The following is a 14,765-nucleotide window of genomic DNA, read 5'->3' as shown; positions in this document are numbered from 1 at the left end:
AGGATGGGACTTGAATACTATGGGGGTCGAAAGTTTGTTGAGCCAATCTGTTACTTGCAAAATGGTTTATCACCACATTGGTCAGCTAAAATGGTGCAATTATGGCTAAGATCTAACCACAACATCAATCACTTTAAAAAACTTAATACTAGAGTTATTCACTAGATACTTGTCAATTTAACATAATGGCTGTTATACGAAATTAATGGATGTTCGTATAGATTACTTGCATATTGTATTCGATAGAATACAATATGGTGAGAAGAGAAGGAATACTCATGATTGAAATTAAACGTCTGCCAGAATTTGATGAATGGTTAGATGGCATTAAAGACAATATGACTCGTATCCGCCTGAATCGTCGATTAGATAAGGTTCAACGTGGAAATTGGGGAGATATTAAACCTCTCCAAGATGGCGTTTGGGAAATGAGAGAATTCTTCGGTTCCGGATGGAGGATGTATTACATCCAACATGGTGACGTAGTGATTGTAATGCTTGGTGGAGGAGATAAATCAACTCAACAACAAGACATCGATCGTGCAGTCAAATTATCGAAAAAATTGGAGGATTAAAATGGTTAAAGTCGCTGATTTACCAAGTTTTGATATGGCTGAGTCACTCAAAACTGAAGAAGACATTTTGATTTATCTCAACATAGTTCTTGAAGAAAATGATCCAGCTGAATTAGCTCATGCCCTTGGCGTAATTGCTAAAGCTCGTGGCATGACTCAAATCGCTAAAGAAGCAGGGATTGGACGTGAGGCACTTTACAAAGCCCTACGTCAGGATTCAGCACCACGTTTTGATACGATTAATCGTGTAGTGAATGCTTTAGGCTTAAAACTCACAGTACAACACGCCTAAAATATTAAAAAATATAGTAAAAATGGGAGCTTAAAGCTCCCATTTTTTATTTCGTATAACGTGCATTATGTTAATTTTAGAAATATTTAAATATATTCATTGTCTATTTTTTATCACATCAAGACTTGATGATAAATCTCTAAACTTAACAACTTTCTTAGAAAACATATTTTGTTCTAAAAAAAGATTTAATTTCTTATCAAAAATATATGAGAAGCGAATAAGCTCAATAGTGTTAGAAAGTGTTTCCTTTGGTTTTTTTCTTTTCACTTTAGATAAGAGTAACCGTCTAATAAGTCTTATTGATCTTAACCCAAATGGTACTTCCATTTTCAAAATCAAAGAACAATCAACAAAGAAAGGGGACATTCTTTTGTCATAAGCTCCTTCAACTATCCAATCTTCTTTTTTTAAAATATCCTCAATTGCTTTTGCAATAAGATCTTCTGAATTTTTTACAAATTCATCCCCACTTAGATCCCAATAGATTTCATCAAACTGATATTGTTCGATCTCGAAGATTTTAGCCAACTTCTTAGAAATAGTTGATTTACCAGCGCCAGAAGGGCCTACAATACATATTTTCATGGTTTTATCATAATTTAGATTAATGAATACTATAAGAAAAATTTAAGCGGAATAAAAATATAACACCCCCATTTAACATAATGGCGATTATATGAAATTTAAAAAAATATAGTAAAAATGAGAGCTTAAGACTCCAATTTTCGATTTAGTATAAGGTGTATTATGTTAATTTTAGAAAAATTTAATATCTAGATTTTATAAACTCTAGTAATTCTTTAAAAAGTAGATGCCATTCATCCGTTGGTTCTTCAGCAAGAGGATGCCACAAAAAGTTAAATTCTAGCCCACCATCATCATTACAGAAATGCGTCCAATGATCTTTTAATGTTTCTGTTGTATGGCATACAAATACATGCCAATTAGGTCCTGACTCAGATGGATAATGTATACCGAGATAAGAATGAATACTTGTAGATGAAATTCCAGACTCTTCATAAAGCTCTCGTATAGCTGCATTCTCTAAATTTTCATTAGCTTCAACAGTACCTTTTACAATTTGAATACCTGCAATAGGGTGTCTAAAAACTAATATTTCAATATTTTGATCTACCTGTCTAAATATGACAGGTACTACCTTTTCTACTATAGTCATGTTCAAAGTGTTTATATAAAAATTAGCTAATTATACCTTTACTTAACATAATGGTGCTTATGCGAAATGCAATTGTTAGAACCCATTTAAATCAATAACTTAATCAGTTTCAAAAAATCAAAAAACCGTAAAAAAGCCAATTCTGAAACATGTCGGCTTTTTTATGCTCAATTCTGGAATCTTTTGCCAAAAAAATTGACCAAAAAAACTCTATTTAGCTTGAGTGATACAATTATGTGATACATTATTGTATATACAAATTTGAATGTTTTTTATGGAACAGTATTTTGAATGGGATGAGGCTAAGAATCGAAAGAATCAGAAAAAGCATGATATCTCTTTTGAAACTGCAAGCCTTGTATTTGAAGATCCGCTGCGGATCTCAATCCAAGATAGACATACCAATGGCGAAGAGCGTTGGCAAACCATTGGTAGGGTAAAAGGCGTACTAATGTTGTTAGTTGCTCATACCATCTTTGATGAAGATGACTGTGAAATCATACGAATCATTAGTGCAAGACAAGTAACCAAAGCGGAGCGCAATCAATATGAGCATGGTTAGATATACACGCAAAGAGCTGAATGAAAACTTCAGTGATAAGCAAGATGCTGAAATTAAACGCTTGCTTGCTAAGGGAACTGTGCCTGATGATCAATTAGATCTGTCTGATATTCCCGAAATCACTGACTGGAGTAATGCAGTTCGCCATGGGCAATTTTATCGTCCAGTGAAGCAACAGACTTCTGTTCGTCTTGATGCAGATGTGCTTGCGTGGTTAAAGGCTCAAGGTAAAGGCTATCAGACACGTATGAATAAAATTCTGCGTGAAGCTATGCTAGAAGATCTGAAAAATCATTCATAAAAAATGGGAGCTACTGGCTCCCATTTTTGACTTCGCATAAGAGATTTATGTCAAAAATAACCCTTAATTAAGACTCTTAAATACACTCTCTTACCCATTCATCTAAAGAAATATTCAAGCGCTTGAGTACACCACGAATTAAACCTGCATTATATTCAACTACTTTACCATGATGCCCTAAACGTTGTACTCGTCCACCATTGGCAACTCGACTGACATTAACCTCACTACCTTTGCCTGAACTGACCACAACATCAAATTTATCTTGTAAGATTTTAAAGAAATCTTTGGATTTTAAGCTACGGTTGAAATAGGTTTTAGTTCGCCCAGACAGTAGTGTCTGTTGTTCATCTTCTACGTTTAAATCAAATTTTTGTAATGTTTCTTGAATTTGCATCATATCGTAATCATAACGATCATAAGCAATATCTTGATAATCTTCAGTAAATACATCTACATCAATGACACTCAACTGTCTTTGAACACGACGCTTCACTTTTTGCGCCATATCTAAATAACGCTGAAAGAATAGCTCATGGAATTTTTCTAAAAGATATAGGTTTAAATCTGTAGCTGATTCTACTCCGACTAATTCCATATTTTTAATATCTAACCAAGGTGTTTCTACTGCCGATAAACAACCATCCCAATTAATGCGTAAAACACGCGCATAAGTTGCGTCTAAACGTGATGCTTTATTGGCTTGTTGGTGCATATCATCTTGATCATAACCAATACAGATTCGCCCTAAACCATCACCAAATGTTTCCCATTGCCACAGCGCATAAATCTTATCGCTTTTTGCACCAAGTGTGATTTTTTCTGAATAGGTTAAACTTACATCCAATTCCAAAATACTATCACTGGCTTTAAAGTTTTTAACCAATAAACGACGCATTTCTCGCAAATCGATTGCTAGTGCCAAAATACGTTGTTGATACTCTTGATGTGATGAATATTTAGCTGTAAACGGTTTGAAACGTAAATCAATATGATTTAAAAATAACGAAGTTTGGTATTCATCAACAAAACCTTTGGCATAATGTGGGTACATTAATAAACCTGTTTTTAACGCTGTTTGTGGACTGCAATCTCCAAGCATCTTGACACGTTCAGAGATGACTTCCGGTTGTGCATTTTTATATAATGCCATCCCACCATAATTGCTATAGTTCAGCACAAACCATGACAATGAATAATGTACTAAATTAATAAAATCAAACAATAAATGATAGTTATCAAGTTTTAATGTAATCTCACCTAAATACTCTGCAGCCTGACGTAAAAAATTCATCGTACATTCATGACTATTTCTCACATCTTTAGCATAAAGACCATAAAAATAATCATCTGCAATTTTTGAACTCCATGCAAAGATATCTTGTTTCAATTGAAAATGATGTTGTTGCTTAGAACACAAGGTACTGGCAATCTTGATATTCATGCCTGAAAAACTATTATTTAATGTGATCATTCGCTTGAGCAACATGATGAGTTGTTGTTTATCTTCATCTTGTAAATAACGATAAAACTCATGTTGATTTGGAATCAATTCTAATGAAACTGCACGAATTTCATGTTCAAAATTGGTCAATAAATGATGCTGATAATCTTTATTTAAAGTCTGATTGAGCTTTTTAAAACGACGTGCAGAGTTAATACTATTAATGACTGAGTTTTTAAATTCATCTAAATCAAAATCAATAATTTTTTCATAATGCTTAAGTTGCTCATGGTTTAATTGTTGTTTTAAACGTACAACTTCTTCTGTACTTAAGATATTTTCTTGATCTAATTGATCTAAAGTTTGTTGCAAATAAGCATATAATTCATCATCAATTACATCTGCATCAATTTGTTTGAGCATTGGTTCAAGTACATCGACTTGAATATGTGCGACATCACACTCCACTGAAAAATGATCAAAGTTTTCGATTGCTTTAAATTCATGGCGAACTTTAGCCAACTGCAAATATTCTTCACAACATGTCAAAGTCGCCTGAAAACGCTGAATAATATTTTCAATCGTATCTAATTGTTGTTGTTGTTGATACATCAAATAATATGATTTGATAAAATCTTCCAACATCTTACATAAACCCGCAATCTTTACATCAATTGGATTTGGTTGAGGTAAAATTTTTAGATATATAGCCAAATAATTTTTAAAACTCTTATGGCTAAAAGGATAAAGACTTAAATCAGTTTTAAAATGTTGTAAATAAAACGAAGCATTTTTTAAGTATTCATCTCGTTGTAAATTATAAGTAAAATTACTATGGTCAACCTCAGTAAAATGACCATTTAAAACATCAATCTGTTGTTGCATGAAATATTGTAATAATTTTAAGTCAGCGATGGTTTTTAGCCATTTTTCAGAAAATGAACACTGATTTAATGCCTCTGCGCCCAATAACTCTAGATTGAAGTGAGATAAACCAAATTTTTGCGATTCAGTCACAACTTTTTCATACTGTTTTAAAAGCATCTGTGCTTGTGTGGCATCGTGTTTTAGCTGTTGTAACTGAACAATATCTATTAAAATCTCTTCCGGATTTTTTAAATTTTCAATATTTTGTTTTAACTGCTGAATAAGCACAGTAATTTTTTCTGCCTTTGCATCATCTTTTGCCTTTATGGCTTTTTGATATTTAGTATTGTATTGCCCACATTCACGTTGTAAACGTGCAATATATTTTTGGTTATCTTGATGTTGTTTTTGATGTTGTTTTTGGCGTGTAATTTCATTTTTATATTGATGAATTAGTAAATCAATCTGCGCTTTAAGATTTTTTCGCTCTTCTAATAATTTTTGTGTTGCTAAAATTTGTACAATACGCTCCTCTTCATAAGCAAGAGCAGCATTTAGATTATCCATCAAAATAACAAGGAAGCGACTAAAGAACTCTGTCGATACATCTTGATGAATCAGCATCTGTTGTAAACTATCTAATAGATAGGAAATTTTTACCAATGCCAAATTATCAGATTTTCGTTTTACACTTTTTGCAAGGATATGACCAAACTGTAAAGAGATATAACCTAAAAAATTTTCTAGTTTGAAATTTAAATCAAAATCAGTGCAATCAATATTTTCTTGATTTTGTTCTACATAAAATTTTAAACCTTCTAAGGCATCACTCAAATTATCTTTATGAAAAGCCTCATGCATTGGAATATCTCGTGCAACTTTTTGCAAACCCTGTGTTAAATTTTTGATACTTTGTTTTGTTAAATCAGATAATTGTGCATCCAATATCATCATCGCATCTAACACTTTTAATTGTTCTAGATTTTGTGCAGTATCATACAAATTACATATAATCGCAGGCAATGCTACACCTGTATAACCACGCCAAATCCCTAGCCATGTTTCAAAACTAAACCCTAATCGGCGTTTTTGAATAAATTGTTCTATTTCTAATAAACTTTTACCATCTAATATTCCTTGATAAAATATTTCTTTTTCCCATTCCGTTGTTAATTCTGAGTTCATCATCTTGTTGGTTAACTACTTTAATTTTAAAATTTAATCCTAATTTTCAATGTAAAATGATGTTTTGTAAATATGAAAATTTATTGAAACACTTGCGAGAGTTTAAATATGGATTCACATGATAAAATAGTTTATTTCTCACATGGTTTAGTTAGTCGTGTTCATTACGAAGATAAAATAGCATATATGTCACATTATTCATCAAAACAATTTAATGCAGTTAAGACATCTCTTTTAATGGATGATCCTCTAAAACAGCACAATAATTTTGTTTTTTTCTATAAATTTCAAAACAGTTATTCATCAAAAATAGAGCCATTAGCTAAATTATCAGAAGAGTTACGTCATTTAATCAACGCTGATTATGTGATAGATCCATTAACACAAATGAAATGGTCAAATAAGCAATTACAGCTTCATTTACACATACCTGATGTAAAGAAACTTCCAAATTGTTTGTTTTATTATGAGCATAACCAGTGGTATGGAACAGATAAATGTCATACTCATTGTTATCAATATGAAATAAAAAATGGTGAAATTTTTCTACTGTCAAAAGAATTTGAAAATTTTTAGTTTACCTAAAATTAACATAATACGCCTTATACGAAATCAACTCTGTTTTTCTTTGTTTTTCAGTGTCTTATAGTTTGTATTGTAGCCCAGTTCTAGAGAATCGGGCTTTTTACTGTACTTTTCACGCAATAAGCCTGTTCCTTAACCGTTTTCCCTACCTTTTGCTTAGCTCAGCTCAACAATCCGAGTACCCACCATCGTCTTCTAAAAAGGCATGGGCAGACTGGGGATCGCTGACTTTTACGCTGGGAAGATGCTGGCTAAGGGCAATGATGAGATCCTCATCATGGGCCTCTGCCGATTCAGCAATTTCTTGGTCAACAGGGTTAGACATTCAACACCTCTAAAAATCTCATCTTTCGACCATTTTATGCCGCAAGATGTCCGTTACAAAGAGCATGATGTATTTTACTGTTGATCTTTTAATGTGGGGTGATGGGCCTGTATTGGAGGGAGAAGATGAGTCATACCGCCAAAGTTTTTAGGATTGGGCAGAGTCAGGCTGTTCAGTTACCCAAGGAATATCATTTCAAAGGCCAAGAGGTCTACATTCGTCAATGTCCGAATGGCGAGAATCCGCTGACATGGGCAGACTATTTCAATGAGCATGGTGATTCAGAAGGATTTGAAACTTTCATGGCTGACCGTGAACAGGACATACCTAGAGAACCTCCTTTGTAGTGTTTAGCCGTATGGCTTGAAAAACCGGCTCCAAAAGCCCCTTGGTTCAGCTTGTACTTCAACTTGTTCAGGTACTGGGTAGCGTTTGGGTTCTTCTGATGTCTCAACTTCTACTGTGCTTGTCATTGGTTCAGGTTCAGCTGGCTGCACTGGATTCTGATCGGTAAACGTAGTCATATTGGACTTAGGAGCTTCTAAAAGACGTTGCATTGCCTCAATTTGCTCTTGATAGAAAGACTCCCGTTCTAAGGATTGATTTTCCCTAAGTAAAGCTTGATTCAATTGTTTTTCAAGCATGTCAACTTGACGTTTTAGCATGTCAACTTCTGTCAACTGTTGACTGTCAATTGATCGACACTGATTGACAAAAGACTCTTTTATCTGAGGTTCTCCAAAAACTCGAATTGCCTCAGAAAAGTCAATTAATCCATTTGATCCTTTAGATAAATTTCCTTTATTTATATGAGCATATATAGCTTGCCTTGAAAAACCATATAACTTTGCTAACTCTGAAACTGATAGTTTTTTCATGATGTAAACTAGCTGTCAACTTGTGTTAATAGTTGACTGTCAAGTTGACAATGTCAATTGACCGTTAAGCTGTAAATCCAACTTGCTCAAGATAGGGTAAATATGCTTTCAATTTCACAGGATCACTTAATTGTTCAGCAATTCTTACTGCAAATTGTTCAAAACCTTCTGTCCCTTGAGAAAGTTTCCCTAGCTCTGGTAATCGACAGAGTTTATTCGCAAAAAAATGACGTTGAGCGATGGTCATTTTAAGAGCACGTTCTTCTAAAGTAATCTCCACATTTTTGGTGGGTTTCGCTGCGGATTTTTTTTGCTTGAAAGTAAATGAGAAGCCTGAAATGGAACGCCCTTTTTTATGTTGCTTATATTTTATAGTAATGTCAGTTTTTTCATTGATTTCTTTAATTGCAGACTCTAATACACGACTTTTGAAATGGTCCATGCGTTGATATTCATTGATCCCAATTCCTAATTGTTCTCTAAAAGTATCAAGCTCAAAAATTGGAGTTTCTCCTGTGCTCCGCCACTGAATAAGTAATTCGTAGATTCGTGCTGAATAAACACTATTAAGCTGCGCTGTTTGACTTAATAGATATTGGGTAAAAAATTCTTTAACACCATCGATTTTACTTATTCCTTGAACTACAGCCAGAGTAAAAACAATTTCAATTGCACCATCATCATCAAGATATCTAACTTGTTGAATCCATCTACTTTTTACAAGTTTTCCATGTTCATCAAAAAAACTAAATCTACGATTAAACAATGTTTCTTCTGCTTCTTTCATTCGCATATAAGCATTTTGGCGAGTTGTATTGAACACTTCTGCATATCGTAAAGCATCAATTCGTAGAGGAGTATCTGTGCTTAATCCTGTACCTGTTTCTCTGGCATCAACAATAGCAAGTTGAACAATATGTAATTCAGAAAGAGAGAGTGTTTGAAAGGCTTGGTTCAATCGATTTGTTTTAACTACTAGTTCTTTTGACATAATTATTGGTAATAAAACGTGGTTTTACCCACATATTATTTTATTGTGGGTTTAACCGCAAGATAAATGATGTGGGTAAAAGGTAACTAAACGTGGGGATATAGGTAACTAAACGTGGGGATATAGGTAACTAAACGTGGGGATATAGGTAACTAAACGTGGGGATATAGGCTTTGAAACCATTGTTATATAAGGCTTAGAGCCTGTCTAAAAGCATTTAAAAGCATTTAAAATAATTAAAAGCCCCAAGGCATTAAAATTGCCCTATGTTTTCGCTGCGCTCAAACTCTATTGAATCTCGTTTCACTCGATTCTTGGGGCAATTTTTTGGTTACTGTTTTCGTGATTTTGAAAAAAGCAAAATTAAAAGCAGAAGCAAGATCAAAAGCGATGATGAACTCGCAATGCTCGTATTTTTTGAAAAGCACAAGCATCGGATCTCCACCGACTGAGAATATTCAAATGTCGAAAAAGCAAAAGCGGTTTTTCAGAGAAGGGATGAGCGAATTTGAGTTGTGTCACTCGTAGACACTCGTTCATGAATGCTATCTAGATGCAAATAATCGCGCCTTACAGCCTGATTTCAAGTTTTTTGAGGGTTGCCTACATTATTTTGATTCAAGGGGCTTAAATCGCAAACTATGCGTATTGAGGATAAGACAACGGTCAGGGTTTCGTATGATTGTCAGTCATACCCCTGCCGTGTATTTTTTTAACGCAAAGTTACGCAACTTATCGACCCAAGTTTTGACTTGCCTGAGCTGGTATCGCTGAACGCCCTTTTTGTTACTAAAAAAAGGTAAAAACTCGTCTTTACGATGGACTCCGCATTTTTTTCTAAAAAAAGTAAAAATATTCAATTAATTAGAATTGAAGACTATGAAAAAAATCATGCAATACACAAGACTATGCTGCCGTATTTTTTTTTCTTTCATTGAAATTTGCTTAGTCCCAGTGTTGTTCGAGAGACCAATCTCGAACCACTGGAACGCAATGGTGACCAAACCATTTTTAGCGGTGTTGCGCTTTTTTAGATAACTACATACAACCGACTCAAATTTTCGATAACAGCATCACTCCCTTTATCTGATGGCATTGCCAATGTCATCAGCGTTCGCAATGTGTTTTAGCAAATACAACTTGCCCCGATTTCACCGTTACAGGCTTATACGGTCTACTCATTTTCTCTCCCTCTCTTCACCTAACCAATGCCATGACAGCACGGATAAGAGATTCCCAAGTTATTTTTAACGATCTTCGCGATGAGAACGCCAATGCTCATTTGTCTGTCGATGCTTCCTGTTTCCCCACCCCGCGGTTCCTTGAATATTGGTGGATATGATCTAGAGACAAAATCAGAGCGTATGGCTCTTTATCTACACGTGTCTGGGGTTTATGCTTCCCCATGTATACTGTTTAAGCTATCCGTTGACCCTTGTTGCTTGAGATGATCTCACTTCAAGGTGCCGAGTATTCTAGGTTTCCCCTCATACCCCTGTAACCTCACGGTTACCTCAAACGCCATCAGTTGTGCCAATGAGCTGCGCTTTCCGTTGTTTCCAACGTGCATTTACCGCAACACATTGCCGTTTTTAGCGAATCTTAACGTCCTGTCAGATTCTCACGGTTATTGTTAAAACAGGGTTTCGATGTAAACAACCATCTAGCAAGGCTATTTCTAACCTTGCGACCACTTCCCCGACTGAATGAATCAGTCCGTTTATAGGCTCCCGTGTCCTTGTCGCCCAACCCCGCAAAAGCGGATTGGATCGAAAAAGGTTATTTCAAACCTTCAGCGCCCATCAGATCGTACGGAACGGGATTTCTCCAGTAGTACGCTCAATCGGTCAATTCAAAATGGCTGATTTTGAATTGTGCGCTATCTAAAAAAACATGGCTTTAAGCAGGCTGTCGCCTGCTCAAATTCGCCACAAGCGGTTTGGTCAGGCAGTAGGTCAGACTGCTTTAGTCAATGAATAAGCCGACTATAAACGAAACAAAAAGGGGTGTAAATTCCGTTACTAAGGAACCACATAATTGCACAATGACAAATTTCATCGATGCTGCCTGACCCGTGCCTTTGGCACGGGTTGAAGTGGCTTCGCCACGAAAAGCTTTATAAAATAAGGCTTCTATGGTTTTTCAATATTGCTGAATGACAATTTGAAATTTAGAATATTGCTTGATAACAATTCTATAAATATTGCTTGGTGACAATAAAATGATTCAGTACAGTCCGAATAGTCGTTATACCGCTCAAAAGATTGCTGATAAGGTGGCAAATGGGGCATATTTCTATAGTCATTTTGCGGTTGAAAGTGATAGCACTTTATTTTTTGATAAGATTCAAAAGTTGTTGCATAAATTGACCCAGAAGTATTCTTTGGATCTGAATGCGCGTCAAAGAACCTATCGTTTGAATGTGAAAAAACAGCCAATTGCTGATTTGGTGATTCAGAAACGTGCCCAGCAGGATATTTTTGATTTTTGGCTGTTGATTACCACTCCGCAAAGTCATCAGTACAATTTGTCCAAGAGTGATGTTGAGTTGAAGAAGATTCCCCAGCAACGGGTTGCAGAGGTGCAAGCGGATTGGAATCGTGAATCTGAACAAGAGCAAATTCGGTTGATTCAGGCGTATTATCAGGATCATGAGAAGTTTAAGTTTGTGCTACAGAAGCCGTTTTTAAAAATTAATCTTGTGCAGTCGGCTCAAATGGAGTTGGTCCGGCTTTCGCATTCCAGTAAAAAATCAAAAATTTATGCGCAGTCCGAGAAAAGTGCCAAAAACTATACGTGGACATGGCGATATGATGAGCCAACCCTGTATTTTTTTAAGAAAAGATATCTTGAGATGATGAATGCCTTGATCTAGAATCCTGACAAAAGTCTTGCGATGTCAAATTTAGAGGCTTTTTACAAGGTGCTGAGGTTTTATTCGGTGTTTAAGGGCAATCGTCATCAGGTGGGACGGTTACTGGTGGATGCGGTGAATTATCATTATAAAAAAACTGCTAAGAATTTCAGGAAAATGGACTATTACGTGCCGCTGGCGTTGAATTATTTGCCACGGCAAAGTAATTATGCGGATGATTTTTTTCAATATGCCGTTTTACGTAGATTGTACGAAACTGCAAATCTTCAGTTAGGCAAAAGTCAGGTCAATCGTGAAACATATAATGACTTAATTAATCAATATTTGGTTTGAGCTATGCAGAACAATGGGATGTTTTTAGCAGATTTTAAGCACAGTTTTATTGTGGCGGCTGCCACGTTTACTATGTTTTTTGCGGTGGCGCTGTTTTTTGAGTTGGCAGTCAGTGCCATCTTTCAATTTGCGCCATCTCAGGCCCGAATTTGTTTGTCGGTGGGTTGTTTTATGCTGGTCGGTACCGGCTATTTTCTTTTCTCGAAAAATAGCCTTGGCAATAAAGTCGGTGGGGCGGTTGTATCTGCCATAGTTGCAGCGATTTTTTTAGGTTTGAGATTTTATTTCTTTCAGGACAGTTTTTAAGCCATTGTTTAATGTGTTAAATCTTGGAGGCAAAAAAAAACCTGCACAATTTGTGCATCAATAGTCAGGCTATTCAGAGGCATGGCAGGTATGTGGTTCATATAGTGCCAATTTATTCAGATTTATTCAAACCTTTTGATGTCAGCCATATCTCACACGGATAGCGGACAATGTCCCCTATTCAAGCCTGATCAAATTTCTTATTCTGAACTCATTGAGGAACAGGATGTTCCGGAACATCAAACAAAAATAATAAGTTCTCGCATCAGGATCGTGAGGGATGACAGGAGTTAACCCTAGGACGCAAATACGAAGAAGCCCCAACAGGATGTTGGGGCTTTTTTCTTATTTGTGTTTCTTCCGTAGAATTTTTTTCTAAGTTAATGATTTAAATTATAGTATCTCTGTCTGTTGTGTAGATTTCATTCAATAAAAATGATGTTTAAGGTGTACTGCTAAAATATGAGAAAAGAATTAAGAGAAATATTTATTGATGGATGTAATGAAAAAATTGAGAAAAAAGGCGATAACGTGGGTTTATCTTTCTATGCTTTCTTTAAAAATAAAAATGATCATCCTGAGCTGTTAATGGAAGCTGCCCATTGGTGGATCATGCAACATAAACTTGATCATTTTGAAAAAGCTGTAAAAGTTAAGATGCTTATCTTAAATGAATCTTTGTCTGAACCAACATAATTGGGTCTATATAAAATTGAGCAAAAGTACATTGAATAAATACGACTATGTAGTAGAATAACGGTACTACATAGTAGTACTTGATATGGAAGCTCGATGTATACAATATGTGAAACTACTTTGTTCAGTAAGTTTTATTCTGATTATTGGACAGAAAAAGAGTACAACGAGTTTAAGATCTTTCTTGCATCTAACCCTGAAGCTGGTGATGTAGAACCTCATTCAGGTGGAATACGTAAAGTTCGTTGGGGATCAGGAAAAACAGGTAAAAGCGGTGGTGTCAGAGTGATTTATTACAACCGTTTAGCGAATGGACAAATTTGGTTACTTACCATTTATGGAAAGTCTGCTGTTGATCAACTCGATAAGAAAGTACTACGTACTTTAGTGGAGAAACTAAATGAATCGCTTCAATGATATTGAAAGCCGTGATGCTCAACGAGATATTGGTGCCGAGTTACTGATGGCTGTAGATGAGATGCTGGCAAATACACCCGTAAAAACTCACATCATTACACAGACAGATGTTGCTTTGGCTCGACAAAAATCAGAGTTAAGTCAACGCCAGTTTGCAGACACCTTGGGCGTTTCTGTACGCACATTGGAAAGCTGGGAACAAGGTGTACGCAAGCCATCTAAGGCAGCGCAATCTTTAATTAAATTGTTTATCAAAGATCCATCTTTTGTTAGAGAAGCACTTAGATAATTGAAATATTTAACAAAAAATGGGGCTTAATGTCGCCCCATTTTTGATTTCGCATAAGGTGTATTATGTTAATTTTAGGTAAAGTAATTAAACATCCTAATATAAACAGTATTATACGAAGCGTATAAGTTTAGAAGACAAACGTATGGTACGTGGAGGACAAACGTATGGTACGTGGAGGACAAACGTATGGTACGTGGAGGACAAATGTATGGTACGTGGAGGACAAATGTATGGTGCGTGGAGGACAAATGTAGGTTATATAATTTATATTGATAAAAAATAAAGAGGCTACGTAATGAGTCACACATTAAATTTAATTGAGGAAAAACCTTTAATTTCTATTCAGGAGTTAGCTCAAAAGTTAGGTGTTTCTATTAGAACTATTCGCCGATGGAACTCTGAAGCAAAGAAAATGGGAGGATTTACAAAAAATGGATTTCCTATATGTTTTACCTACGTATATGGCACCAAAGCTCCAAGATGGTTAACTTCAAGTATTAATGAGTGGATTAAAACTCTTAATAAAGAAAAGAATATGCAAGGTGAAGTTATTCAAGAACTTTATTCGAGCCGGAGTTTTGATATTAAGGATGATTATCTTTTATCTATAACAGATATTTGTGAAAAGTTAGATATTACAAAATCAAGATTAAAAAAACTT

Annotated in this window: 19 protein-coding genes; 13 read left to right on the top strand and 6 right to left on the bottom strand. The window is 35.3% G+C overall.

All coding sequences use genetic code 11. From position 1 onward, the window contains the following. The first annotated feature begins 278 nt into the window (after window positions 1-278). Together LVY74_RS17300 and LVY74_RS17295 are read left to right on the top strand one after the other, a co-directional pair. Window positions 279-575: a type II toxin-antitoxin system RelE/ParE family toxin gene (locus LVY74_RS17300; protein ID WP_237816101.1), complete on the top strand. Its 297-nt coding sequence runs from the start codon at window positions 279-281 to the stop codon at window positions 573-575. Between the two features lies 1 nt (window position 576). Then, window positions 577-867, top strand: coding sequence for an addiction module antidote protein (locus LVY74_RS17295; RefSeq protein ID WP_237816100.1), 291 nt, complete (start codon window positions 577-579; stop codon window positions 865-867). A 96-nt stretch (window positions 868-963) separates the two neighbouring features. Here LVY74_RS17295 and LVY74_RS17290 read toward each other — a convergent pair whose 3' ends face one another. Beyond that, a complete protein-coding gene (locus tag LVY74_RS17290; RefSeq protein ID WP_237816099.1) occupies window positions 964-1,455 on the bottom strand; it encodes an AAA family ATPase in 492 nt (163 codons plus the stop codon). A gap of 181 nt (window positions 1,456-1,636) precedes the next feature. Further along, window positions 1,637-2,047, bottom strand: coding sequence for an NUDIX hydrolase (locus LVY74_RS17285; RefSeq protein ID WP_237816098.1), 411 nt, complete (start codon window positions 2,045-2,047; stop codon window positions 1,637-1,639). A gap of 274 nt (window positions 2,048-2,321) precedes the next feature. Here LVY74_RS17285 and LVY74_RS17280 point away from each other — a divergent pair, with 274 nt between their 5' ends. Continuing rightward, on the top strand, window positions 2,322-2,609 hold the full coding sequence (locus LVY74_RS17280) for a BrnT family toxin (RefSeq protein ID WP_237816097.1): 288 nt from the start codon (window positions 2,322-2,324) through the stop codon (window positions 2,607-2,609). Further along, entirely contained in the window at window positions 2,596-2,910 is a 315-nt protein-coding gene (locus LVY74_RS17275; RefSeq protein WP_237816096.1) for a BrnA antitoxin family protein, read from the top strand. Before LVY74_RS17280 ends, LVY74_RS17275 begins: the two co-directional genes overlap by 14 nt. 76 nt (window positions 2,911-2,986) lie before the next feature. Here LVY74_RS17275 and LVY74_RS17270 read toward each other — a convergent pair whose 3' ends face one another. Next, window positions 2,987-6,409, bottom strand: coding sequence for a hypothetical protein (locus LVY74_RS17270; protein WP_237816095.1), 3,423 nt, complete (start codon window positions 6,407-6,409; stop codon window positions 2,987-2,989). Window positions 6,410-6,514: 105 nt separating this feature from the next. Between LVY74_RS17270 and LVY74_RS17265 the strand changes: the two genes are divergently transcribed. Further along, on the top strand, window positions 6,515-6,982 hold the full coding sequence (locus LVY74_RS17265) for a hypothetical protein (RefSeq protein WP_237816094.1): 468 nt from the start codon (window positions 6,515-6,517) through the stop codon (window positions 6,980-6,982). Between the two features lie 175 nt (window positions 6,983-7,157). On the opposite strand, the gene LVY74_RS17260 is transcribed toward LVY74_RS17265, so the two are convergent. Further along, complete coding sequence (locus tag LVY74_RS17260; protein ID WP_237816093.1) at window positions 7,158-7,316, bottom strand: hypothetical protein; 159 nt, start codon at window positions 7,314-7,316, stop codon at window positions 7,158-7,160. A 125-nt stretch (window positions 7,317-7,441) separates the two neighbouring features. Here LVY74_RS17260 and LVY74_RS17255 point away from each other — a divergent pair, with 125 nt between their 5' ends. After that, window positions 7,442-7,663 carry an antitoxin gene (locus LVY74_RS17255; RefSeq protein ID WP_237816092.1) on the top strand — a complete coding sequence of 74 codons (222 nt, stop codon included), beginning with the start codon at window positions 7,442-7,444 and terminating at the stop codon, window positions 7,661-7,663. A 3-nt stretch (window positions 7,664-7,666) separates the two neighbouring features. Here LVY74_RS17255 and LVY74_RS17250 read toward each other — a convergent pair whose 3' ends face one another. Together LVY74_RS17250 and repM are read right to left on the bottom strand one after the other, a co-directional pair. Beyond that, on the bottom strand, window positions 7,667-8,194 hold the full coding sequence (locus tag LVY74_RS17250) for a plasmid replication DNA-binding protein (protein ID WP_237816091.1): 528 nt from the start codon (window positions 8,192-8,194) through the stop codon (window positions 7,667-7,669). A gap of 64 nt (window positions 8,195-8,258) precedes the next feature. Further along, complete coding sequence (gene repM / locus LVY74_RS17245; RefSeq protein WP_237816090.1) at window positions 8,259-9,185, bottom strand: replication initiation protein RepM; 927 nt, start codon at window positions 9,183-9,185, stop codon at window positions 8,259-8,261. 2,221 nt (window positions 9,186-11,406) lie between these two features. Here repM and LVY74_RS17240 point away from each other — a divergent pair. The 7 genes from LVY74_RS17240 to LVY74_RS17210 all read left to right on the top strand — a co-directional run. Further along, window positions 11,407-12,060 carry a hypothetical protein gene (locus tag LVY74_RS17240; RefSeq protein WP_237816089.1) on the top strand — a complete coding sequence of 218 codons (654 nt, stop codon included), beginning with the start codon at window positions 11,407-11,409 and terminating at the stop codon, window positions 12,058-12,060. Between the two features lie 21 nt (window positions 12,061-12,081). After that, window positions 12,082-12,393: a hypothetical protein gene (locus LVY74_RS17235; RefSeq protein WP_237816088.1), complete on the top strand. Its 312-nt coding sequence runs from the start codon at window positions 12,082-12,084 to the stop codon at window positions 12,391-12,393. 3 nt (window positions 12,394-12,396) lie between these two features. Beyond that, window positions 12,397-12,699 (top strand): hypothetical protein, encoded by a 303-nt coding sequence (locus LVY74_RS17230; protein WP_237816087.1) that lies wholly within the window; start codon window positions 12,397-12,399, stop codon window positions 12,697-12,699. 462 nt (window positions 12,700-13,161) lie between these two features. Continuing rightward, window positions 13,162-13,395 carry a DUF6500 family protein gene (locus LVY74_RS17225; RefSeq protein WP_237816086.1) on the top strand — a complete coding sequence of 78 codons (234 nt, stop codon included), beginning with the start codon at window positions 13,162-13,164 and terminating at the stop codon, window positions 13,393-13,395. Between the two features lie 96 nt (window positions 13,396-13,491). Further along, complete coding sequence (locus LVY74_RS17220; protein ID WP_237816085.1) at window positions 13,492-13,812, top strand: transcriptional regulator; 321 nt, start codon at window positions 13,492-13,494, stop codon at window positions 13,810-13,812. Continuing rightward, on the top strand, window positions 13,796-14,101 hold the full coding sequence (locus tag LVY74_RS17215) for a helix-turn-helix domain-containing protein (protein WP_237816084.1): 306 nt from the start codon (window positions 13,796-13,798) through the stop codon (window positions 14,099-14,101). Before LVY74_RS17220 ends, LVY74_RS17215 begins: the two co-directional genes overlap by 17 nt. A 298-nt stretch (window positions 14,102-14,399) precedes the next feature. Then, a partial coding sequence (locus tag LVY74_RS17210; protein ID WP_237816083.1) for a helix-turn-helix transcriptional regulator occupies window positions 14,400-14,765 on the top strand: 366 nt, incomplete at its 3' end.

Origin of the sequence: Acinetobacter sp. ME22 (genome assembly GCF_022012315.1) — a bacterium.
Lineage (GTDB): Bacteria > Pseudomonadota > Gammaproteobacteria > Pseudomonadales > Moraxellaceae > Acinetobacter > Acinetobacter brisouii_A.
Note: the sequence above shows the minus strand (reverse complement) of the source record. Positions and strands in the feature narration are given on the sequence as shown.